Below are 23,921 nucleotides of genomic sequence, written 5' to 3' on the forward strand. Positions count from 1 at the left end.
GGCCTCCTGCTGGCGGGCCGTCGCCAGCGCGGCCTCGACCTGCTGGCGGCGCTCGAGCAGGATCGACTCGTCGGCCATCTCCTGCTGCAGCGCCGTGCGGGCGGTGACGAGGTCGTCGGCGAGCAGCCGTGCCCGGGCGTCGCGGGCGTCGGCCTGCACGCCCGCCGCACGGCGGGCGACCTCGGCCTGGCGACCGAGCGGCTTGAGCTGGCGGCGCAGCTCGTGGAGCAGGTCGCTGAGCCGGGTCAGGTTGCCGTCGGTGGCGTCGAGCTTGCGGAGCGCCTTCTCCTTGCGCTTGCGGTGCTTGAGGACGCCGGCCGCCTCCTCGATGAAGCCCCGCCGGTCCTCGGGCGTCGCGTGCAGGATCGTGTCGAGCTGGCCCTGGCCGACGATGACGTGCATCTCGCGGCCGATGCCGGAGTCGCTGAGCAGCTCCTGGACGTCGAGCAGGCGGCAGCTGGTGCCGTTGATCGCGTAGTCGGACCCGCCACTGCGGAACATCGTGCGGCTGATGGTGACCTCGGCGTACTCGATCGGCAGCGCGCCGTCGGAGTTGTCGATGGTCAGCACGACCTCGGCGCGGCCCAGGGGCGGGCGGCCGGAGGTGCCGGCGAAGATGACGTCGTCCATCTTGCCACCGCGCAGCGACTTGGCGCTGGCCTCGCCCATCACCCAGGCGAGCGCGTCGACGACGTTGGACTTGCCGGACCCGTTGGGCCCGACGATGCAGGTGATGCCCGGCTCGAGCTGCAGCGTGGTCGCCGACGCGAAGGACTTGAAGCCCTTGAGGGTCAGGCTCTTGAGGTACACGCGCGGGGCTCCGTCACCGGGTTGGTCGACTTGTGGGTCGACTGTTGATCGGGTGTGGGTACGTCGACTGGTTACTGACGCGGGGGAAGCTCAGCGGGCCTCACCCTACCCGTGGCGACCGACCGTTTCCGGCAGCGGCGCCCGTCGGAGCGCCCCGGTGGGCTAGTCCTCCCGGCCCGATCGTTAACGCGACGGCAACGAATGGGCGATTTCCCCGCGGCTGCCACATCCAGCGAGGTAGATCTGTCGCAGCCCGTGCGCGCCGCGCGTCGGCGTAGGGGTTGGGAGACTCTGGTGGGCAGCAGCATCGGTCGCGCACGTCGGTTGGTCGTCGCAGTGGCGACGGGAGCCCTGGTCGTCGGGGGTGGTCAGGTCCTCGCCCCGGCGGCGGCCGGCGCCGCGGCCGCGGCACCCGACGACGACGCGTCCGCCCGACGGATCGGCGTGATCGCGCTGACCAGCGCGATCTCGGCCGTCGGCCAGACGCCCGAGCTGTCGACGCCCCTGCCGTTCACCACGACGGCGCTGGCCGACGTCCTCGGTCTCGACAAGAGCCTGGCCGGCAGCCTCCAGCAGGCGCTCCTGGGCACCGACCTCGAGACCGCGCTCGACGCGGTCGAGGGCATCTCGCTGGTCGACGACGCCGACGACGAGACGATCGCGTTCACCTACGACCGCACCGTGACCACCGACCTCGCGCTGGTGCACGACGACGGCGACCTCCGCTTCGGCAGCAACGACGGGGCCGGCAAGGCGACCGTCGCCCTGACCACCGACGAGGACTCGCCGTTCGTCGTCGCCGTCGACCCGGCCGAGACCGACCCGCTGCTGCGCGTCGCGCTGGTCAGCCAGCCCGTCCTCGACCTCAGCGTCGACATCGACACCGACGACCTCGCGCCCTTCTCGGCCCGCCAGGGCTTCACCGCCCTCGACGTCACCGGCGGCCACTACCGGGTCCACCGCGACCAGCAGATCACCATGCGCGACCCCGACGGCCGTGGCGTGCTGACCCTCGAGGACCTCCGCTTCTCCACGCTCCCCGACCTGTTCCGCGTGACGACCGGCGACGACGACCTCGACGTGGCCCTCGACGTCAAGCTCCCCGACTCTCTCGCCGGCGGTACGGCGGCCGAGCGCTCGGGCACGCTCGCCGTCACCGGCGACAGCACCCCCGACGGCGACGTGTGGCCGACCGCCGAGGACGCGACGCGCACCTACGGCGCGACCCTCACCCAGGCGACCGGGCTCTCGATGGCCGACGGCCTCACCTCGCTCGCGCAGTACACCGGCACCGTGCTGGCCCTCCAGGACGCTGCCGACGTGCCGTTCCCCCACCTCGGGGGCGGCACCTCCGACCTGTTCTCCCCCGGCGACCGGCTGCTGGAGCTGCTCTCGACCGCCGCGTCCGCCCAGGTGGTCTGCGGCGTGTCCCCCGGCAACCCGCCCACCGGCGTGGCCGCCCCCGGCGACACCGTCTACTGCCAGGCCACCACGGCCCAGGGCCTCGGCGGGCTGACCGGCGTCTCCTGGTCGCTCAACGACGGCGGCACGATCGTCTCCTCCCCCACCGGCGCGCTCGGCGAGACGCCGAGCGACGTCGTCGAGGTGTCCGGCTCCGACGGCGAGCCCGACCTCCAGGTGTCCTTCACCGCCGGCGGCCAGCAGCTCGTCGCCCGGTCGATGCCGCAGACCGTGCAGGACGTGGTGAGCCGCATCGAGGAGCTCGACGGCTCCGACGCCTCAGCCTCGCTCACCGCCGGCCGGCTCGACGTCGCCGTCGGGATCACCCAGGCGTCGCGCGACCAGACGCTCGAGCTCGGCAACGCCAGCACGCTCGGTGCGCTCGTCGGCCTCACCGGCCTCAAGTCGGCCGACCCGGACAACCCGGACCTGGCCCAGGCCCGCGCGACGGGCGCCTCCTTCGACGTCGGGTTCGGCATCCAGACCGGCACGCCCGCCGAGGGCGCCGGCCGCCAGACCTACCTGCTGCCGAAGGACCGCTCGCTGCTGCAGGTCGACGGTCTCTCGGCCACCCCGCCGCGTGGGGTGACCGGTCTGCCGGCCCGGATCGGGTTCCTCGGGGTCAAGGCCGACCTCACGGGTCTCGGCCTCGGCAAGGCCGGGTCCGGCCCGGCCGTCGAGCTCGCCCGCGTCACGGCCGACGGCACCGAGGCCACCGACCCGCTGCCGATCTCCGACCTGCTGACCGAGGACGGCGCGCTCGACCCCGACCAGCTCACCCTGACCTCGCAGGTGACCGCCTCGATCGGCTTCACCGCCACCGAGCAGGCGCTCTCGGGCACCACCTTCGCCACCGGCACCCCGGGCGGCGCCCAGGGCTCGGCCTCGGTGTCCTGGAACGCCGCCGGGCTGCCGTCGGTCACCCTCGGCGACGGCTACGCCCGGCTCCGCGTCTTCGACCCGGTCCCCGCCGCGTTCCTCGGCGGCACGGCCCGGGTGAAGCCGGGCTCGCGCACCGCTGCCGACGTCGTCCGGGTCGACGTGACGTCGCTGCCCGCGGGCACCACGCTGTACGCCGCCCTCAACGTCGCGCCCCCGACCGGCGCCGGCGCCGCACCCGTCGAGGTCGCCCGGCACCTGCAGTCCGAGGGCGTCGCCTGCCAGAACGTCACGATCCTCGACGCCGACACCCTGACCTGCGACGACCTCGCGCCCAACGGCCGGACCCCCTGGGCCGACGGCCAGGCGGTCCAGGTCATCGTGCTCGGCGACGCGTTCGCCCTCCGCGACTCCGTCATCGAGGGCCTCGCGAGCTCCCTCGCCGACTTCGACCGGCTCACCGGCGACAACGTCACCGAGAGCCCGGCAGTGCCGTTCGACCAGTACTCCTCGACGCTGCCGCTCGTCGACCTCACCCCGTCGCAGCTCGCCGTCGAGCGCGAGGCGCTGCGCCAGGGCATCGCCGCGATGGACCAGGCCGCGACCGAGGACGAGCAGGGCACCTCCGCCACCCCCGTCTCGAGCGCCCAGGAGCTCAGCGCCGCCGTCGGCGGGCTGGTCCGGCTCGGCTCCGCGGGCGGCTACGACCCGTCGCTCGCGTTCGACCTCGGGACCCAGCGCCTCGGCGTGCGGCTCGTGGCGCACGCACCCACCGGCACCCGGCTGAGCGCACCGCTCCGCCTCGACGACGCCGGCGCCACCGGCCGCCCGGGTCGCGGCCAGGTCGCGAGCGGTTCGACCGCCGCGGGCCCGGCGAGCGTCCCGGTCGACGTCACCTCCACCACGACGCTCGCCATCAGCGTCGACCGCACCACCGCGCGTCACGCCCTCGCCGACGCCACCGCCAGCTACTCGACCGCCCGGGTCACCCGCACCGGCGCCCAGCTCGCCGGACACCCGCTCCAGGCGGGCGTGAGCGCGCTCGGCGTCCTGGCCGCGGGCACCTCGGCCGACCTCGGCGTCCGCGTGCTCACCGACTACGTCGTCGCCGGCGACGGCACCGGACGGCTCGAGACCCGCCGCAGCAACGCCCGCACCACCGGACGGGCCGCCGTGGCCAAGCTCGCCGTCGGCACCGGCGACGTCATCGACTACGCCGCCGACGCCACCACCTCCTCGGGCGGTGCCGGTGCGGCGCAGCCCGCGCGCGACGCGATGCAGGTCCGGTTCCTGGCCGAGGGCCTCGACGGGCTGGCCGACGCGCTCGGCTCCGCCACCGACGGCGCCGCGCCGCGCAACCTCGACCCCGCCACCGGCACCCCCGTCTCGGCACCGCTGATCGGCACCGACCTCGACGCCGGCGCCGGCGTCCCCGACATCCTCACCGCGCTCACCTCCTCGTTGCGCACCGAGCTCACCCAGCCCGCCGTGACCGGTGTCACCAAGGCCACCGACCTCAAGGCGGTGCTGGACGACGCCGTCGACCGCGCCGTCGACGGCACCGAGGGCCTCGAGGACATCGCCCCGTCCGACGTCACCGTCACCGTGACGTGCGGCGGCACCAACGGCGCCTGCACGGCCTGTCCCGCGCCACCCACCGACGGCACCACCGCGCCCGTCTGCACCACCGACGGCGCCACCGGCTGGGACACCGTCACCATCAGCACCAAGCTGACCGGGGTCGAGAAGGCCGGCAAGACCCCCTTCGAGACCGGCCTGGCCGGCCTCGAGGTCCGCTCGAACATCGACATCGACACCACGACGAGCTGGACCCTCCCGATCACCCTGCAGCTCAAGCGCGGCGTCGGGCCGCAGGTCGTCGTCGGCAGCAACGACGCCCTCGAGCTCGACGTCGCCGCGTCCATCCCCGACGGCGGCATCGACGCGATCGTCGGCTACCTGCCCGCCCACCTGTCGGTGGACGGCGCCGGCCGCGACGGGTCCGTCGAGACCACGATCGCGATCAAGCCGACCGCGGCGACCTACGACCTGTTCGACCTCTACGACGGCGCGCTGACCGCCAAGCCCAGCTTCACGGGCGCCGACGAGGAGGGCCTCAGCCTCGGCTTCGACACCCTCGCCCAGGACAAGGGCGTCTTCGGGATGTCGGGCTACATCGACATCCCGTGGAGCGCGGCCGACGGCTTCACCGACGAGGTGACCTACAACGACGTCAAGCTCGACGTCGGCGACGTGGTCGCCGCGATCGCGACGCCGTTCCAGGTCGTCGACCCCTACCTGGCGCCGATCCGCGACGTGGTCGACGTGCTGCGCTCGCCGATCCCGGTCATCTCCGACCTGTCCGAGCTGGCCGGCGGCGACGAGGTGTCGCTGCTCAGCCTGCTCGAGACGCTCTCGGCCGCCACCGAGAAGCCCCAGCTCGAGCTGGCCCACCGCGTCATCGGCCTCGTCGGCGGCGTCACCGACATGATCCACGGGCTCTCCGTGCTCGCCGACGGCGACGTCGGGCTCGAGGACCTCGCCGAGGCCGGTGCCGTCCTGAGCCTCGACCCGTCCGACGTGTCGCTCTACGAGAAGTGCACCCAGACGGTGAGCACGTCGAGGACGACCGCCCCCACCACCCCCGGCGGTACGCCGACCACGGCGACCACCAAGACCAAGCCGCAGCCCTGCCCCGACGACGACGCGCTCGCCGACGAGCAGGCCAAGCCCGGTGCGCCCGGCCAGACCACGGCCGACAACCGCCTCGGCAAGCGCAACACCAAGACCAAGGTCGCCACCAAGACGCGCGAGATCACCGGGCAGCTCCCGGGCTTCTCGCTGCCGTTCCTCACCGACCCCGACCAGCTGCTCGACGTGCTCACCGGCGAGGGCGAGGCGTCCTACTTCCGGCTCGACCTCGGCACCCTGTCGGCCTCGGTGGCCTACACGCAGAAGTTCGGCCCGATCATGGCCGGCCCCGTGCCGATCGTGCCGTTCGTGGGTGGCTCGATCTCCGTCGAGGGCCGCCTCGCCATGGGCTTCGACTCCTACGCCCAGACCCTGGCCGCCCAGGCGGTCAAGCCCGGTGCCGTCGGTGCGCTGCTCGAGACCTACACCAAGGACTTCGACGGCGGCGACGTCATCCGCGAGGGCTTCTACATCGACGACCTCGACGCCGAGGGCGTCGACGTGCCCGAGGTCAAGGTCGTCACCACCCTCGAGGCCGGCGCCGGCGTCAGCGTCGGCATCGTGACCGCCGGCCTCAAGGGCGGCATCACCCTGACGATCAACCTCGACCTCAACGACCCCGACGACGACGGACGGCTGCGCACCGCCGAGATCCGCGACATCTTCGCCGGCGACGCGGGCTGCATCTTCGACGCGAGCGCCGAGATCGAGGCCTACATCTCCGTCTTCGTCGAGATCGAGCTGCTGCTCACCTCGCTCGAGTACGAGTTCGACCTGCTGCGGCTGGGCCCCTACGAGCTGTTCAGCTATGGCTGTCCCGACCTGGTGCCGAGCCTCGTGGTGCGCAACTCGGCCGGGACCGGCCTGTTGCTCAACAGCGGGCCCGAGAGCCCCAACCGACTACCCGGGTCGGGAGCGGTCAACGACGCCGACCTGGCCGACGAGTACGAGGTCCGCCAGTTCGACCAGGGCGGCGGTCTGACGACCTACGAGGTCTCCGGCTTCGGCCGCGTGCAGAACGTCGACGTCAAGCGCAACAGCGCGACGAGCTGGGCGGTCACGATCTACGAGTCCGGCCTGACGACCTCGACCGAGGTCGCCTCGACCTTCACCACCTCGTCCCGCCCGACGTTCCAGGCCGACGGCGGCCAGGCGGACGACCAGATCTCCTTCCTCGCCGGCGAGGACTTCGCCGCCGACGGCGCCCTGGTCACCACCCCCTTCGACACCCGGATCACCTCCCTCACCGGCGGACCGGGCGACGACCAGCTCGTCACCGGCGACGGTGACGACAGCGGCATCGACGGCGGCCTCGACGCCGACAACATCGACACCGGCCTCGGTGACGACTCCGCGACGGGCGGCGCCGGCAACGACGTCGTCGGCGGCGGCGCCGGTCGTGACGACATCAGGGGCGGTGCCAACAACGACCGCCTCGAGGGCGGCCCCGGCGCCGACCGCGTCGACGGCGAGGGTGGCAACGACAGCCTGGTCGGCGGCTCCGGCCGCGACGTCCGCTCGCTGCTGGTCCGCCCGCGCGGCTCGGCCGACGACGTCGTCAGCGAGCAGGTGCGGCTCGGGTTCGACAGCGGCGACGTGCTCGTCGGCGGCTCGGGTGCTGACACGGTCGACGGCGGCGACGGCTCCGACGTGGTGGTCGGCGGCGAGTCCTCCTCGCTCACCGGCCCCACCGTGACCATGGGCTCGCTCTTCGGCACCGGCCAGCGCACGGTCGACGTCCTCGTCGAGGGCGCGAGCTCCGACGACGACGCCGTGCTCACCACCGAGACGGTCCCGGTGCTCACCGCCAACGTCCCCTCGGACAGCCGGCTCGACAACCTCTGCGTCTCCGGGACCCTCGAGTCGGGTTCCAGCAGCACCGACTTCGTGACCGGTGGCGCCGAGAAGGACGTCGTGGTCGGCGGCAACGGACCCGACACGCTCGACGGCGGCTCCGGCCCCGACGAGATCTGCGGCCTGGCCGGCGACGACCAGATCTCCGGCGACGGCGCCGAGGGCGACGACGAGAACGACGACGTCATCCGGGGCGGCGCGGGCAACGACCGTTCCGACGGCGGCCCCGGCGACGACGTGATCTTCGGCGACGACGTCACCCTGGTGCGCGGCGGGACGCGGGTGCTCGACGGCTCGCTCGGCGGCACCGGGACCGGCTCCGGCCAGGACTTCCTCGACGGCGGCGAGGGCGACGACGTGCTCGCCGGCGGGGACGGGTCCGACCAGCTGGTCGGCGGCGTCGGCGACGACGCAGCGTTCGGCGAGGGCCGCGACACCGCCGACACCGGCGGCGCCGCTCCCCCGGTCGCCGAGCGCCTGGTGGCCTGCAACGCGACCACCCGCGTGGTCCGCGGTCTCGTCGACCTCGACGGCGACCTCTTCGGCGGAGGCGGCGGCAGCGGCCTGACCGCCGACACCGGCCGGATGGCCGGGCTCGACGTGGTCGACGGCACGATCGGGACCCCCGGCTCGAGTGCGTCGTTCGACGGCCTGCTCGGCGGCGACGTCGTCGTCATCGGTGGCCGGGTCGACCTCGACCGTGACGGCACCGCCTCTGACGACGACGACGACACCGGCGTGATCGACCTGCCCTCGATGCTCGGCACCGGGACCAACACCGACGGCGACTGCATCCTGACCGGCGACGGCAACGACGACCTGCGCGGCGGCAAGGGCTCCGACTACCTCGGCGCCGGCGACGGCACCGACCTGCTCGCCGGCGGCGACGGCAACGACCTCGCCCTCGGCGACGGCGGCACCGACGTGCTGCTCGGTGGCCAGCACCAGGACGTGCTGGTCGGCGGCACCGGCGACGACCACCTCCTCGGCGGCAACGGCGACGACCGCCTGCGCGGCAACGAGGGCGCCGACGACCTGGTCGGCGGCAGCGACACCGCGGGTGCCGCCGACGGCCAGGACGTGCTGCTCGGCGGCCGCGAGGACGACGTGCTCGTCGCCGAGAACGGCATCGCCGTCTCCGAGGCGATCGTCGACGCCGTGACCGACCCGGCGGTCCCGTGGAGCTCGACACCGGCCACCGGGCCCACGCCCGCGGCGGTCACCGCCACCACCGGGTCCCCGCTCGTCTTCGGCGCGAGCGCCCTGGCCTGCGGGCCCGGAGCCCCCACCCGCTACCTCACGCTGCTGCCCGACGACGGCGTCGCGGGCACCCCCGTCGCCTCCCCCGGCACCCCGCTGGCCTACGACGAGCTCTACGGCGGCTTCGGCTGCGACACCGTGCTCGGCTCCCCCGGCAACGACCTCGTGCGCGGCGGCCAGGACGACGACCTCGTCGAGGCCGGTCCCGGGGCCGACATCGCCTACGGCGACGACGGCGACGACGTGGTCGTCGGCGGCTCCTCGGTCGACCCGACCCGCCGGACGACCTTCACGGTCACGCGCACCGGTGGCGCCGGCGTACCCGACCGGGGCGACGAGATCCACGGCGACGGCGGCCCCGACGGCGCTGGCGGCGACGGCGCCGACCTGGTGGCCGGCGACAACGCCCTGGCGACGCGGGTCGAGGCCCTCGCCACGCAGGCCGACCACGTCGGCCCCGCCTACGTCCTGCGCCTGTACGACGCCGCAACGCGCACCTCCGCGCCGGGCGCCACGACCTCCGGCGACGACACCATCCGTGCCGACGGCCTGACCGACCGCGTCTTCGGGCAGGGCGGTCGGGACACGGTCGACGGCGGGGACGGCGACGACTACCTCGAGGGCAATGACGGCGGTGACTCCCTCACGGGCGGCGCCGGCGACGACGACGTCCTCGGCGGCTCGTCGACGGCCGACGGCCTCCCGCTCGGCACGACCGGGTCACGCCTGACCGACGACCTGGGCGGACCGTTCGACGCGTCCTCCGCCGGCCTGCTCGACCGCGGCCAGGACCTCGTCGACGCCGGGACCGGCGCCGACGTCGTCCTCGGCGACAACGGTCGGATCACCCGCCCCTCCTCGTCCGAGCGCCACGTCGCCCGGGCCGACGAGACCGGCACGCTCGACGTGTCCGACGGCGACCGGATCGCCGGCGGCGCCGACGACGACCGGCTGCTCGGCCAGGGCGGCGACGACGTCGTCGACGCCGGACCCGGCACCGACCACGTCGAGGGCAACGAGGGCGGCGACGCCCTGATGGGCGGCACCGGCACCGACACCGTCATCGGCGGCTCGTCCCTGAGCCCCGACGGCCGCGGCACCCTCGCCGACGCCGTGACCCGGGCCCGCACGCAGCCCGACGGCGACGACGTCATCGAGGGCGACCTCGCGACGGCGGGTCCGGTCTCCCCCGACCTCCTGCTCGGCGACAACGCGACGGTGCTCCTCGACGGCAGCCTCGCCTCCGTCCAGCTCGCCGACGTCGGCACGACCACCTCCGCCCCCGCGGCCCTGACCAGCGGCGACGACACCATCCGTGGCGGCGTCCCCGTGTCCGGGTCCCCGGGCGCCTCCGACCGGGTGTTCGGCCAGGGCGGCGACGACGACGTCACCACCGGACCGGCCGACGACTACCTCGAGGGCGGCGCCGGCGACGACGTCGTCGACAGCGGCGCCGGCGACGACGACGTCCTCGGCGGCTCCTCCGCGACCGACGGCCGTCCCCTGGGCGACACCGGCACCCGGCTGACCGGGACCGGCGAGGGTGCGCCCTCGGCCACCGCCGTCCGGCTGCTCGACGGGGCCGACCGCATCGACACGGGCGCCGGCGACGACGTCGTGCTCGGTGACAACGGCCTCCTCACCCGGCCCGCGGGCGCCGGTCCGCGCGCCGACGGCACGCGTCTGCGCACCGTCCAGCTCTTCGACGTGGTCACGGCCACGCGGGGCGCGGTCGCCGGGGTGGGCGGTGGCGACACCGTCGTCGCCGCCGCCGGCCGGGACCTGGTCTTCGGCCAGACCGGCAGCGACACCGCCTCGGGCGGCGCCGACGACGACTACCTCGAGGGCAACGTCGGCGACGACACGGTCACCGGCGGTGACGGCGAGGACGACATCGTCGGGGGTGGCTCCACCAACCTCGGCTCCGTCATCACCGCGACGACCGCCTCGACCGGGACGACGACGGTCGACCGGCTGCTGACGCCGGTCACCGCGCCGACCGACAGGACGGCCTCCGGGCTCGTCGACGGCAACGACGCCATCGACGGCGGCGCCTCCCGCGACGTGGTCCTGGGCGACAACGGCCGGATCACCCGCGACGGACCCGGCGTCACCCTCGCGGGCGGCGCCTCCGGGCCCCACGTCGTACGACGGGTGGGCATGGGCGACGAGGGTCCCGGCGTCTGGGCCGGCAGCGACCGGCTGTCGGGCGGCCTCGGCGACGACGACCTCTACGGCCAGTTCGACAACACGCGGAGCACCCGGCCGAAGCAGTCCTACGGCGGCCAGGCCGTCCAGGGCGACGTCCTCGACGGCGGTGCCGGTGAGGACGCCCTCGTCGGCGACCAGGGGGTCGACGTGCCGACCCCGGCCGCCGCCCTCGGCGCGGTCGACCGCACCGTCACCGACAGCAGCCGGTTCTTCGGCGAGCTCGTGCGACCCCGCGGCACGCTCGTGCGGGTCGTGACCCTCAGCCAGTCGGCCGTGGGCGGCGACGACCTCCTCCTCGGCGGGGACGGGTTCGACTCCATCCACGCCGGCGCGGGCAAGGACGTCACCAACGCCGGGGCCGGCGACGACGTCGTCTTCGCCGGCGACGACGCCGACGCCCTGTGGGGAGGCACCGGCCACGACCGCCTCTTCGGCGGCGCCGGCAACGACCTGCTCGACATCAAGCGGCGCACCAGCGACCCCAAGCTGTGGCAGCTCGCCGCCCCGCTCGAGGACACCGACCGGCGCCGCCGGACGCTCAACGGCCGCGACGTGCTCTACGGCGGCTCCGGGGCCGACGCGATGCAGTCCGACCAGGGCGACGAGGGCACCAGCCGCAGCGTGCAGGGCGACCGGCTCGTCGACTGGCGCTCGACCATCAACTACTACAAGGTCTGCCAGTCCGGCTACGGCCTCGGCAAGTCGCTCCGGACGTCCTCGTCGTCGATGACCTCGGCACTGCGGCAGCTCGCCGCGGCCACCGGGTCCGTCGGGTCGGCCGAGCTGGCGATCCCCTCCACCGAGCGCCTCACCACCTACGCCAACCAGGGGAGCTTCGTCTGCGAGACCGGCTGACCCGCGACCACGGCCGCTCGGAGCCGGACCCCACCCCCCTCATCACGATCCCTGGAACTCCTGGAAGGACCTCATGAAGCACAGCACCAAGCGCGGCCTCACCCTCGCTCTCACGACGACCCTGGCGGTCTCCGCCGCGCCGTACCTCACCTCGTCGGCCACCGCGGCCCCCGGCAAGCTGTCGCTGGTCGCGAGCTCGCTCGACGGCCTCGCCTTCGACCTCGACGAGCAGGCCGCGGGCGACGTCACCGTGCAGGTCACGGACTCGGTCGCCGGGAGCGTCGACGTCGACGACGCCCAGGACCTGACCTACCACTGGACGGTCACGCCGTTCGACACGACGACCGCCGCGGTGCGGGTCCCCGCGACGGGCGAGGCCGTCCAGGCCGTGGACGTCACGGGTGAGTTCGTCGTACCGCTCCCGGCCGGGCAGGCACCGGGCACCTACGTCCTGGTGGCCGGCCTCGGCCCCGACGCGGCGGCCACCGGGGCGATCCCCGCGGCGACGCTGCTGACCGTCAAGGCCGGCGAGGCCGCGATCGTCTTCGACGACGAGAGCCCGCTGCGCGTCGCGGCCGGCGCCGACCACCCGGTCGCCGGCACCCTCGAGCTCGAGGACGGCACCGGCCTGCCCGACCGCCTGCTCGACCTCGCCCTCGTCCGCGGCTCCGCGGGCAGCGACCCGCTCGCCGACGCCGTCCTGACCTCGCTGCAGGTGACGACGGACGACGCCGGCGCCTTCGAGACCGTCCTCAGCGACCCGGCCGAGGCCGGCCAGGGCACCGAGCTCGGCGGCTCGGTCCAGGCGGCGACCGCCGTCACCCCCGGTGTCGGCGACGCTGTCGCGAGCGCCTCCCTCGCGGTCGACCTGGTCAGCGAGACCCCGCCCACCGGCAGCTCCCTGGCCGCCGTCCCCCTCGGCGGCGGCAAGCCCGGTCAGGCCCTGGCCGGCCAGGCTCGCGTCTTCGCCCCCGACGACACCTTCGACGTCGACCCGGTCACGGCAGGGGTCCAGGGCGACTCCGGCACGGCCCTCGACCCGGTCGAGGGCCAGGTCGTCACGCTGAGCCTCGACCACGGCTTCTTCACCACCGGTGGCGAGGAGCTCCCCGCTGTCGTGGGTGAGCCCGGCGGCAACCTCGTCGACCTCGGCACGACCCTCACCGGCGTGACCAACGCGGCCGGTCGGCTCGACTACCGGGTCGCGATCGAGCGCGACGCCGCCTTCGACGACGACGGCCTGGTGACGGCCGCCGTCACGGTCGTGGCCGACGCCGCCGGCGACCTCACCGGCACCGCGACCGCCGACTGGGACACCACCGACCCGCTCAACGGCCGCGTCAGCATCGTGCTCTCCCCCGCGGACGAGCAGGTGGGCCCGGTGGCCCCGGCCCTGGCCGGCGACCGCACCTACTACGAGGTCCGCAGCCTCGACCAGTTCGGCAACCCGGTCGACGGCCGGACCGTCGACCTCGCCTACTCCGGCGACCTCGACGACTGGGACTACAGCGACGACTCCACCGTCACCGACTTCGACACCGCCGGCGACGTCTGGGTGGTCTCGTTCGAGACGGCCGACATCGACGTGACCGGGACCTGGAACGCCCCGACGTTCGAGTACGTCGACACGGCCGGCAACGCCGTCGCCGGCACCAGCGACGTGACCGGCTCGGCCACCGCCTCGTTCTACGAGCTCGACTTCGACGCCTCCCGCTTCGCGATCCGGTCCACGGCGACCGACGTGGTGGCGGTCGGCTCGACCGTCAGCCAGACCGTGCGGGTCCTCGATCAGCGGGGCAACCCGGTGCGCGGCTACCAGGTCCGCTTCTTCCGCTTCGGGCCCGACCGCAGCGGCAGCGAGGCCCGCGCCATCCGGACCACCAACGCCCGGGGCGAGGCGACCTACACGTTCGTCGGCACCCGGCTCGGCAAGGCCCGGATCACCGCCGAGGTCACCGACGGCGTGCGCACCCGCAGCCTCGGCGACGTCGTCGTCTTCGGCGCCCCGGTCACGGCCAAGCTCGTCGGGGAGAAGAAGGGCGGCCGCACCCCCGACCGCCTGACCGTCACCGCGCCCCGCAAGGCCGCCGGCGCGAGCGTCACGGTCTACCGCGTGGTCGCCGGTCGGCGCACCGCCGTCCGCACACGGGTCCTCGACGCGACCGGCCAGGCCGCGTTCAAGGTCAAGGACCGCAACGGCAAGCGCGCCACGACCTACCTCGCCGTCGTACGCTCCACCGCCACCACGGTGGCCGACACGACCAACAGCGTGAAGGTGCGCTGACCGCGCGTCGTCGCCGGCTCAGTCCCAGTCCTTGGGGGCGAACTGGCTCAGCGTGAGGCGCGCGCCCTGGGGGTCACCGACCTCCGCGGCGCGCGCCCAGTCGGTCTCGTGCGTGTCGTGCACCGTGCCGCCGAGGCGCTCGACCTCGGCCGCCGCCTCGTCGCGGTCGGCCACGGTGACGACCACGTGCCAGTGCGGGTCGTCGCCCTCGGCGGCGAGGATGCCGCCGATGACGTCCTCGAAGCCGTCCGGCGCCTGGGCCTGGCGCGTCCGGATGTCGGGGTCGACCGTCGCCTCGAGGTGGTCGCCGTAGCCCGGCACCTGGATGGACGTCGACCAGCCCTGGTCGACGATCCGCCAGCCGAACGCCTCGGCGTACCAGGCACCTGCGGCAGCGACGTCGCGCGACTTCAGGTTGCTGAAGTTCCAGGCGCCGGGCTCGTTGCTCACCTGGGCCCCGAGCCGCGCGCGGGCCTGCCACAGCCGGAGGTACGCGCCCTCGGGGTCTCGCAGCGTCGACGTCCGTCCGCCGGGCCCGGCGTCGGCCGGCGGGTCGACGAGCGAGGCGCCCAGCCCCACGAGGCGCTTGGTGGTCGCGTTGCAGTCGTCGACGGCGACGTAGGTGCGCCACGCCGGCGTCTCGCCGTCACCGAGCGGGGCGATCGCCGCCGCGTCGCGACCGTCGAGGCGGGCGATCACGTAGCGGCCGGGTACGCCCGGCGGGACGGCCTCCTCGAAGGTCCAGCCGAGCAGGCCGCCGTAGAACGCGATCGCGGCGTCCACGTCGGTGGTGGCGACGTCGATCCAGCTCGTGACGCCGTGCGGGTAGGTACGTGCCTCCGTCATGGCGTCCATGGTGCCGAGCCGACGGGTCGACGTGAAGCCCCTCGCCGCGGCGTACGCCTCACGCGCTGAGCGGGGCCTCCGCCTCGTCGGCGTGCGCGACGTGGGAGAGCTGGCGCCAGATGAGGACGACGAAGACCGCCGACCCGACGAACGCGAACCAGAACGGCGCCGCGATGCCGCCGTGCTGGGCGAGCAGCCCGCCCAGGCCGGACCCGATCACCAGCCCCCCGTAGACGCTGACGAGGTAGACCGAGCCGACCCGGCCCTGCAGTCCGGTCGGGACGGCACGCTGGCGCACGGTGATCGAGGTGGTGCCCCAGACGAACGCGTGGGCGCCGAAGACGAAGAAGATCGGCAGGGCGACGTAGGGCGACCTGGTGAGCGCCAGCCCGAGGTGGGTGAGCGTCTCGACGACGAGGCCGATCCGCATCAGGTCGCCGAGGCTGACGTGGCGGGTGATCCAGCCGTAGGACACCATGCCGGCCAGGCTGCCGGCGGCGCCGACCGTCGTCACGAGGCCGAAGCCGACCTCGCCGAGACCGAGCCGCTGGGTGGCGTAGAGGACGAGCACCGACCATGCGGCGCCGAAGGTGATGTTGAAGATGAAGATGGTCAGCGCGAGGGTGCGGACGGCGGCGTGGTGCCACACCCAGCGGAAGCCCTCGGCGATGTCGTGGCTGATGCGCGAGACCGACTCGGCCTCGCGCGTCACGGCCGGGGCCACGACCCGCGACACGAGCACCGCGCCGAGCAGCACCATGACGGCCTGGGCCCCGAACGGCCACGCCGACCCGGCCGCGAAGAGGGCGGCCCCGACCGGCGGTCCCGCGAGCTGGTTGATGGTGATCAGCCCGAGCTGGAGCCGCGAGTTGGCGACCGCCAGGTCGTCGCGGTCGACGACCATCGGCAGCAGCGCGCTCGAGGCGTTGTCGGCGAACATCTCCGCGGTCCCGAGCGCGAACAGGGCGACCAGCACGACGGCGATCGACACGGCGCCGGTGACGACGAACGTCGTCAGCACCGCCAGGACGACGACCCGGACGAGGTCGACGGTGACCACGATGCGCCGGCGGTCGACCCGGTCGGTCAGCACCCCGGCGTAGAGCCCGAAGAGCAGCGGCGGAGCCCAGACCGCCAGCGCGGCGAGCGCCACCAGGAACGGCTCGTCGGTCTCGGAGGCGACGAGCAGCGGCCCCGCGGCGAGGGCGATGCCGTCACCGACGTTGGAGGTCCAGGAGGAGGCGAGGAGCCACCGGAAGGACGTGCCGAGCCGTCGGGGCACGACGGCCTCGACGAGTCTGCTCACGAGAGCAGGACGCTACAGGCGGACCCGGGCGTCAGGCAGGCTGCATCTCCGGCATGGGAGCGGTGTCGAGGAGCTCGGCGGCACGGGCGGCCACCAGCCTGTCGTTCTCCTCCGAGAGACGGAGGACGAGGGTTTCCAGCTCGGCCACCCGCTTGCGAAGCCGCGCGTTGTCGGCGTCGGAGCGGGGGTCTCGCAGGTCGCTGTTCAAGTAGCCGATCAGCGCCTTGGCCATGAAGAGAGCCTTCCGGTGAGAGAGATGAGGTCGTGGCGGAACATGGAGCGGCCAGACCGTCTACCAGCGTCCCACCCCGAAAGGCGGGGGTCAATCTGGCGCGATCACTGCTAGGGGCATGACGCGACGACGACGGGGTACGGGCTGGCAGCGGGGGCAGAAGTACGACGACCGGTTCATGAACGCGACCCGCCTGATCGGGGTGCCGCACCGGTCGCACGGCTCGTCCTGGCGCCCGTAGGCGTGCAGCGAGCGGTCGAAGTAGCCCGACTCGCCGTTGACGTTGACGTAGAGCGCGTCGAACGACGTGCCGCCCTGCCCGAGGGCCTCGTCCATCACCTCGCGGGCGTGGTCGAGCAGGGCGCGGACCTGTGGCCCGGTGAGCCGCTCGCCCGGTCGCTCGCCGTGCAGGCGGGCCCGCCAGAGCGCCTCGTCGGCGTAGATGTTGCCGACGCCCGAGATCAGCCCCTGGTCGAGGAGCAGCCGCTTGACGCCCGAGCTCCGCTTGCGGACCCGGGCGACGAACAGGTCGTCGTCGAACGCCGGGTCGAGCGGGTCGCGGGCGATGTGGACGATCTCGGGCGGCAGCTCCGCGCCGCCGGCGCTGACCGACAGGCCGCCGAACATCCGCTGGTCGACGAAGTGGATGTTGCGGCCCTCGGCGGCGCCCTCGAGCACCAGCCGCACCCGCAGGTGCCGCTCAGGTGGGGCCTCCTGGGGCTGCACCAGCATCTGCCCGCTCATCCCGAGGTGACCGAGCAGGGCGTCGCCGTTGTCCAGCGGGAGCCAGAGGTACTTGCCGCGGCGGCGCGCGCCGTCGATCCGGCGCCCGGCCAGGGCGGCGGCGAAGCCCTCGGGACCGCCGGGGTCACGGCGTACGGGGCGGGGATGGAGCACGTCGACACGGGCGATCCGCGCGCCCACGACGTGACGCTCGAGCCCGGCGCGGACGACCTCGACCTCGGGAAGCTCGGGCACGGTCGGGACCGCTCAGACGGCGGGGTCGGGGGTGGCGGCGGCGTCGGCCGTCACGGTGACCACGCTCGTCGCGGCCTCGACGGACTCCGCGATCTCGCCGTAGGCCGTCTCGGCCGCAGCCTGCTCGGCCTCCTTCTTGGACCGCCCGGTGCCGTCGCCGTAGAGCGTGCCGGCGACGCGGACCTGGGCGTGGAAGGTCTTCATGTGGTCGGGACCCTCGTCGGTGATGACGTACTCGGGCACGCCGAGACCGTGCTCGGCGGAGAGCTCCTGGAGGGAGGTCTTCCAGTCGAGGCCGGCGCCCATCGCGGACGCCTCGTCGATGAGCGGGTCGAACAGCAGGTGGATCACGTCGGCGGCGACGGTGATGCCGCCGCTGAGGTGGACCGCACCGATGACCGCCTCGACCGTGTCGGAGAGGATCGACGCCTTGTGCCGGCCGCCGGTCGTCTCCTCGCCGCGGCCGAGCTTGACGTGGTCGCCGAGGCCGATGCGGATCGCGACGACGGCCAGCGCCCGGGCGTTGACGACCGCCGCGCGGAGCTTGGCGAGCCGACCCTCGGAGAGGTCGGGGTGCATCGTGTAGAGCGTCTCGGTCACGACGACGCCGAGGACGGAGTCGCCGAGGAACTCGAGCCGCTCGTTGGTCGGCAGCCCACCGTTCTCGTAGGCGTAGGACCGGTGGGTCAGGGCGCGCTCGAGCAGCTCGGGGTCGAGCACCGGGTCCCCGAGCGCCGAGCGCAGCGTGCCGTAGTTGCTGATCGGGCAGCTACGAGGGTCAGAGGACCTGGCGGCGAGCGGTGCGGGCGCCGTACTGACCGCACGTGCCGCACGCACGGTGCGGGAGGTGCTTGGCGTCACAGGCCGGGTTGGCACAGGTGACCAGGGTCGGCGCGACGGCCTTCCACTGCGAGCGACGGTGGCGGGTGTTGCTCCGCGACATCTTCCGCTTCGGGACAGCCACTGGATTCTCCTAGGTGTTCTGGTCGGTCTGGGTGTCGAGCGTGGTGAGCGCTGCCCACCTCGGATCGATCGGTTCGTCGTGCGTGTGCTCGGGGTCCTCCTTGAGCGACGCACCACACTCGGTGCACAGCCCAGGGCAGTCGTCCTGGCACAGCGGCTGGAATGGTAGTGCGAGCACCACCGCGTCCCGCAGCAGGGGTTCGAGGTCGACCAGGTCGTCCTCCATCATGCTGACCTCGTCGTCCTCGCTGACCTCGGGGTGGGGGTCAGGGCCGCGGTGGTGGTCGTCGTAGACGTACAGCTCCTGGAACGTCACGTCGAGCTCGTCGACGATCGGGTCCAGGCACCGTGCGCACTCGCCGTCGAGATCGGCTCGCGCCGTTCCCGTGACCAGCACCCCTTCCATGACCGCCTCCAGCCGCAGGTCGAGTTCGACCGGTGAGCCTTCGGGGACAGAGAGGATGTCGATGCCCAGCTCTGCTGGAGCCGGCACCGTCAGTGTCACCTCACGCTGGGACCCCGGGCGGCGGCCGAGCTCGCGGGTGTCGAGCACGAGCGGCGCTCTCGGGTCCAGGCTGGTCAGGAGATCACTTCCGGGTCCGGGCACAACAGAACAGACCAGAAGCGTACTGGTCGCTCGCTGACCTGCGAAATCATGCGTCGCCCTGCTGCTCGGCCCGCTGTGCGGACTGCCGCTCGGCCAGCCGCCGGGTGAGCGCCTCGAGCACGAAGTCGGGGACGAAGGCCGCGACGTCGCCGCCGAACGACGCCACCTCCTTGACCAGGCTCGACGACACGAACGACTGCCCGGTCGCGGTCGGCAGGAAGACGGTCTCGACGCGGGTCAGGGCGGTGTTCATGTGGGCCATCGGCAGCTCGTAGTCGAAGTCGCCCGACGAGCGCAGGCCCTTGACGATCGCCTGCGCGTCGTGCTCGACGCAGAAGTCGGTGACCAGCCCGGTGAAGCCCTCGACGCGCACGTTGGTGAACCCGGCCAGCGCCCGCTCGAGCATCGCGACGCGCTCCTCGGGGCCGAAGAGACGACTCTTGGACGGGTTGACGCCGATGGCCACGACGACCTCGTCGAAGAGCCGGGCGGCGCGGCCGATGATGTCGAGGTGCCCGTGGGTGACGGGGTCGAAGGACCCGGGGCAGACGGCGCGACTCATGAGCGGCTCGGTCGGTGTGTCACGGGGCGTGACCGTACCAAAGCGTCGTCTCGCCGTAGCGCTTGCTGCGCTCGCCCTCGATGCCCGCCGGCCACGTCGGCTCGGGGCTGCGTCGGGACCGCTCGAGCACGACGAGCGCGTCGGGGGCCAGCCACCCGTCGGCCAGGCGCCGGAGGTCGTCGGCCAGGTCGGTCTCGGGCAGCGGGTAGGGCGGGTCGCTGAACACGATGTCGTAGGGCCGGCGCGGCGGTCCGGCGAGCGCGTTGACGACACGCGACGCCTGGACGTCGGCGCCGGCGAACCCGAGGTCGCGGGCGTTGCCCAGCACGAGAGCCGCGGTGGCCTTGTCGGACTCGACGAACGTCACGGCCTCGGCCCCGCGCGACCACGCCTCGAGCCCGACCGCGCCGCTGCCGGCGTAGAGGTCGAGGAACCGCAGGCCGTGCAGCGAGCCGCACCACGACTCGACGGCGCTGAACAGCGCCTCCCGCACCCGGTCGGTCGTGGGGCGGGTGTGCTCGCCGGGCGGCGTCCGGAGCCGGCGGCCCTTGGCCTGGCCGGCGATGATGCGGGTCATCGGGCTGCCCGCCTGGTCGGCGTGGGACTGGTGGGATGGGTGGGGTTGGCGGTGTGGGCGGAATACCCGGTGAGCCGGGTGTTCCGGCAGTTCGTGGGCAATGCAACCCCCAGGAAGCGCAGGAATACCCGGTGCACCGGGTATTCCTGCTCGGCCCGCCTCACGACTTCTCGATGAAGTCGGCGTTGGCGGAGGCCTCGAGGTCGGCCACGGCGCCGGCGAGCAGCGGGGTGGCGGCGAGGGCGGGGTCGGTCTCGAGGAGGTCCTCCGCGGCCTCGCGGGCCTGGACGATCGTCTGCTCGTCACGGAGGACACGGAGGTTCTGCAGGGTCGAGCGGCGTCCGGACTGGGAGCCGCCGAGCACGTCGCCCTCGCGACGCTGCTCGAGGTCGACCCGGCTGAGCTCGAAGCCGTCGGTGGTGGCGGCGACGGCGTCGAGGCGGGTGCGGGCCGGGGAGAGCCACTCGGCCGACGAGACGAGCAGGCAGAGCCCGGGCAGGCCGCCGCGTCCGACCCGGCCGCGCAGCTGGTGGAGCTGGGAGACACCGAACCGGTCGGCGTCGAGCAGGACGATCGCGGTGGCGTTGGGTACGTCGACGCCGACCTCGATCACGGTGGTCGAGACGAGCACGTCGACCTGGCCGGCCCCGAAGGCGCGCATCGTGGCGTCCTTGACCTCCGGAGCGAGGCGGCCGTGGAGGACCGCGAGCCGGAGCCCGGCGAGGTGGCCGTCGGCGAGCTCGGTGACGACCTCCTCGACGGCAGCCAGCGGCGGCGCGGCGGTCGCGGGGACGACGAGCTGGCCGTCCTCGTCGACCTCGGGCAGGTCGGTCTGGTTCTGCTCGAGCTCGTCGCCGGAGATGCGCGGGCAGACGACGTAGACCTGGTGGCCCTTGTCGACCTCCTCGCGCACGCGCTCCCAGACCCGGGTGATCCAGCCGGGGTGGTCGACGAGGTTGACGACGTTGGTCTGGATCTCGGCGCGGCCGGCCGGCAGCTCGCGCAGGGTCGACACCTCGAGGTCGCCGAAGACGGTCATGGCCACCGTGCGCGGGATCGGCGTCGCCGTCATCACGAGCACGTGGGGCGGGGAGCCGGCCTTGTCGGTGAGGGCGGCGCGCTGCTCGACGCCGAAGCGGTGCTGCTCGTCGACGACGACGAGGCCGAGGTCGGCGAACTGGACCTTGTCCTCGAGCAGCGCGTGGGTGCCGATGACGATGCCGGCCTCGCCGCTGCCGAGCCGCGACATCGGTCCGGTGCGCTGGGTCTTGGTCATCGAGCCGGTGAGGAGCTCGACGGTCGTACCGCCCATGAGGGCACCGCCGGCGAGGTCGCCGAGCATGGCGGTGATCGAGCGGTGGTGCTGCTGGGCGAGCACCTCGGTGGGCGCGAGCAGCGCGGCCTGGCCGCCGGAGTCGACCACCCGCAGCATCGCCCGCAGCGCCACGAGCGTCTTGCCGGAGCCGACCTCGCCCTGGAGGAGGCGGTTCATCGGGTGGGGCCGGGCCAGGTCGGCCTCGACCTGCTCCCCCACCTCGCGCTGGCCGGCCGTGAGCTCGAAGGGGAGCCGCTCGTCGAACGCCTTGAGCAGCGTCCCGTCGCCCCCGTCGCGGGCCTGGGCGCCGATCTCTCGGACCGCGCGACGGCGCTTGGCGAGCACCAGCTGGGTGACGAGAGCCTCCTCGAAGCGGTAGTGGCGATGGGCCCGGCGTACTTGCGTGTGGTCCTCGGGCGCGTGCACCCAGCCCAGCGCGGTCTGGGCGTCGACGACGTCGTAGCGCTCGCGCACCGCCTCGGGGACGACGTCGGGCTGGTCGTCGACGACCGAGCGGGCGAAGGTCACGACGCGCGCGACGTCCCACGACTCGAGGCCCTTGGTGAGGGGGTAGATCGGGTAGAGGTCGCCGATCGCCTCGACGGTCGCGATGTCGTCGTCGTGGCTCTCCTGGGCGCCGAAGAGCACGAACTTGGGGTGGGTCAGCTGCCACTGGTTGTTGAACAGCTTGGCCTGACCGAGGAAAAGTCCGCTGGTGCCCGGGCCGAGCCGGTCGGCGCGCCACTTGGCCGAGCCCACGTGGCGGGCGAAGAAGGTGATCTGCAGGCGAGGGCCGTCGGTGCGGACCCAGGTCTCGACCCGGGCCGCCATCTTGCCGGTACGGCGGTCCTGGTGGGTCTTGACGTCGCTCTTCTCGATCTCGCCGATGACGGCGAGCATCTGGCCGGGCTGCAGGTCGTCGACCTTGGTCAGCCTGCCGGTCTCGAGGTAGCGGCGCGGGAAGTGGTGGAGGAGGTCGCCGACGGTGCGCAGGCCGAGTCCGTCGGTGAAGTTCTTCGCCTTCTTGGACTCGCCCAGGACCGCCGTCACGGGCGAGTCGAGGGAGATCACGTCACCAACCCTGCCTCACTCCACCGACAGCAGCAGCGGGTAGCGCTCCTGCCCACCGTCGTAGACGACGACGTCGACGGTCGGGTGCTCGTGGTCGAGCCACGCCGCGGCCCGTTCGCCGAGGTCGCCCGCGCCGGCGCCGGTCACCAGCGTGACGAGCTCGCCACCACCGTCGACCAGCCGACCGAGGATCGCCGTCGCGACGTCGTGGACCTCGGTGCCGATGACGACGAAGTCGCCCTCGATCACGCCGAGCACGTCGCCGGGCTCGCACCAGCCGGCCATGGTGAGCGCCTTGCGGGCCGCCAGGGTCACCGCGCCGTGGCGCGCGTGGCGGGCGGTCGCGGTCATCTCGAGCACGTCCTGGTCGAAGCTCCGGCCGGGCTCGTGGACGGCCATCGCGGCGAGCCCCTGCACCTGGGCCTGGGTCGGTACGACGGCCACCCGCAGCCCGTGGTCGGCCTCGGCGGTGCTCGCGGCGATGCGGGCGACCCGGACCGAGTCGGGGTCGTTGGGGAGCACCACGACCTCGGCGGCGCCCGACCCGGTGATCGCGTCGAGCACCTGGCCGGTCGACGGCCGGTTGCCCGGACCGCCCTGGACGACGACCGCGCCGGCGTCCTCGAAGAGCGTGGTGAGACCGGGACCGGCGGCGACGACCACGACCCGACGGCCGGTGCGTGTGGCGGCCGGCGCGGCGCGCCGCTCGGCGACCTGCTCGGCGAAGTGGGTCACCCGGACCCGGTGGGGCCGGCCCGCCTCGATCCCGGCCTCGATGGCGGCGCCGACGTCGTCGACGTGGACGTGGACGTTCCAGAGCCCGTCACCGCCCACGACCACGAGCGAGTCGCCCAGGGTGGCCAGGCGCTGCCGCAGGGTGCGGACGGCGGCGTCGTCGGAGTCGAGGAGGTACATGACCTCGTACGACGGCCCCTCGGGCCCCAGGGCGTGGTCGCCGTCCGGCACCGCCGGGTGGGGCACCGGGATGGCGTGCCGCGTCACCGCGAAGGGGCGGCGTCCGGTGAGCACGGTCTCGGCGGCGTCGAGGATCACGCTGACGCCGCGGCCACCCGCGTCGACGACCCCCGCGTTGCGCAGGACCTCGAGCTGCTCCGGCGTACGCGCCAGGGCCTCGCGGGCCGCCTCGGCGGCCGCGGTG

14 protein-coding genes are annotated in these 23,921 nt (G+C 73.7%); 2 read left to right on the plus strand and 12 right to left on the minus strand.

The features are described from left to right. Positions 1-810, minus strand: an 810-nt coding sequence (locus Q7T52_RS05120; protein ID WP_304800037.1) for a chromosome segregation SMC family protein, incomplete at its 3' end; no start/stop codon positions are given. A 336-nt stretch (positions 811-1,146) separates the two neighbouring features. Between Q7T52_RS05120 and Q7T52_RS05125 the strand changes: the two genes are divergently transcribed. Together Q7T52_RS05125 and Q7T52_RS05130 are read left to right on the plus strand one after the other, a co-directional pair. Further along, complete coding sequence (locus Q7T52_RS05125; protein WP_304800039.1) at positions 1,147-12,021, plus strand: calcium-binding protein; 10,875 nt, start codon at positions 1,147-1,149, stop codon at positions 12,019-12,021. Between the two features lie 73 nt (positions 12,022-12,094). Further along, positions 12,095-14,305, plus strand: coding sequence for a hypothetical protein (locus Q7T52_RS05130; protein ID WP_304800041.1), 2,211 nt, complete (start codon positions 12,095-12,097; stop codon positions 14,303-14,305). An 18-nt stretch (positions 14,306-14,323) separates the two neighbouring features. Here the strand turns inward: Q7T52_RS05130 and Q7T52_RS05135 are convergent, their stop codons facing one another. The 11 genes from Q7T52_RS05135 to Q7T52_RS05185 form a co-directional block, all read right to left on the minus strand. After that, on the minus strand, positions 14,324-15,151 hold the full coding sequence (locus Q7T52_RS05135; protein WP_304800043.1) for a VOC family protein: 828 nt from the start codon (positions 15,149-15,151) through the stop codon (positions 14,324-14,326). Between the two features lie 58 nt (positions 15,152-15,209). Next, positions 15,210-16,457 (minus strand): MFS transporter, encoded by a 1,248-nt coding sequence (locus tag Q7T52_RS05140; RefSeq protein ID WP_304800045.1) that lies wholly within the window; start codon positions 16,455-16,457, stop codon positions 15,210-15,212. A gap of 31 nt (positions 16,458-16,488) precedes the next feature. Beyond that, positions 16,489-16,689 carry a hypothetical protein gene (locus Q7T52_RS05145; protein WP_304800047.1) on the minus strand — a complete coding sequence of 67 codons (201 nt, stop codon included), beginning with the start codon at positions 16,687-16,689 and terminating at the stop codon, positions 16,489-16,491. A 90-nt stretch (positions 16,690-16,779) separates the two neighbouring features. Then, entirely contained in the window at positions 16,780-17,667 is an 888-nt protein-coding gene (gene mutM, locus Q7T52_RS05150; RefSeq protein ID WP_304800049.1) for a bifunctional DNA-formamidopyrimidine glycosylase/DNA-(apurinic or apyrimidinic site) lyase, read from the minus strand. Positions 17,668-17,679: 12 nt separating this feature from the next. Beyond that, entirely contained in the window at positions 17,680-18,387 is a 708-nt protein-coding gene (gene rnc, locus Q7T52_RS05155) for a ribonuclease III (RefSeq protein ID WP_304800051.1), read from the minus strand. 58 nt (positions 18,388-18,445) lie between these two features. Next, on the minus strand, positions 18,446-18,631 hold the full coding sequence (rpmF, locus tag Q7T52_RS05160) for a 50S ribosomal protein L32 (protein ID WP_140010272.1): 186 nt from the start codon (positions 18,629-18,631) through the stop codon (positions 18,446-18,448). Between the two features lie 9 nt (positions 18,632-18,640). Next, positions 18,641-19,183, minus strand: a complete 543-nt coding sequence (locus tag Q7T52_RS05165) for a DUF177 domain-containing protein (protein WP_304800053.1) — start codon at positions 19,181-19,183, stop codon at positions 18,641-18,643. Between the two features lie 100 nt (positions 19,184-19,283). Further along, entirely contained in the window at positions 19,284-19,799 is a 516-nt protein-coding gene (coaD, locus tag Q7T52_RS05170) for a pantetheine-phosphate adenylyltransferase (protein WP_304800055.1), read from the minus strand. A 19-nt stretch (positions 19,800-19,818) separates the two neighbouring features. Then, positions 19,819-20,376, minus strand: coding sequence for a 16S rRNA (guanine(966)-N(2))-methyltransferase RsmD (gene rsmD, locus Q7T52_RS05175; RefSeq protein WP_304800057.1), 558 nt, complete (start codon positions 20,374-20,376; stop codon positions 19,819-19,821). A gap of 160 nt (positions 20,377-20,536) precedes the next feature. Continuing rightward, the gene (locus tag Q7T52_RS05180; protein ID WP_304800059.1) at positions 20,537-22,762 is read right to left on the minus strand and encodes an ATP-dependent DNA helicase RecG; all 2,226 of its coding nucleotides are present in this window, start codon (positions 22,760-22,762) and stop codon (positions 20,537-20,539) included. A 15-nt stretch (positions 22,763-22,777) separates the two neighbouring features. After that, positions 22,778-23,921: DAK2 domain-containing protein (locus tag Q7T52_RS05185; RefSeq protein WP_304800061.1), on the minus strand; the 1,144-nt coding region annotated here is incomplete at its 5' end.

Origin of the sequence: Nocardioides sp. (genome assembly GCF_030655615.1) — a bacterium.
Taxonomy (GTDB): domain Bacteria; phylum Actinomycetota; class Actinomycetes; order Propionibacteriales; family Nocardioidaceae; genus Nocardioides.

Bases quoted from the DNA above. Each gene is read 5' to 3' on its own strand.
- Q7T52_RS05130 (WP_304800041.1), top strand. From the start codon at position 12,095: ATGAAGCACAGCACCAAGCGCGGCCTCACCCTCGCTCTCACGACGACC.
- Q7T52_RS05135 (WP_304800043.1), bottom strand. From the start codon at position 15,151: ATGACGGAGGCACGTACCTACCCGCACGGCGTCACGAGCTGGATCGAC.
- Q7T52_RS05145 (WP_304800047.1), bottom strand. From the start codon at position 16,689: ATGGCCAAGGCGCTGATCGGCTACTTGAACAGCGACCTGCGAGACCCC.
- coaD (WP_304800055.1), bottom strand. From the start codon at position 19,799: ATGAGTCGCGCCGTCTGCCCCGGGTCCTTCGACCCCGTCACCCACGGG.
- rsmD (WP_304800057.1), bottom strand. From the start codon at position 20,376: ATGACCCGCATCATCGCCGGCCAGGCCAAGGGCCGCCGGCTCCGGACG.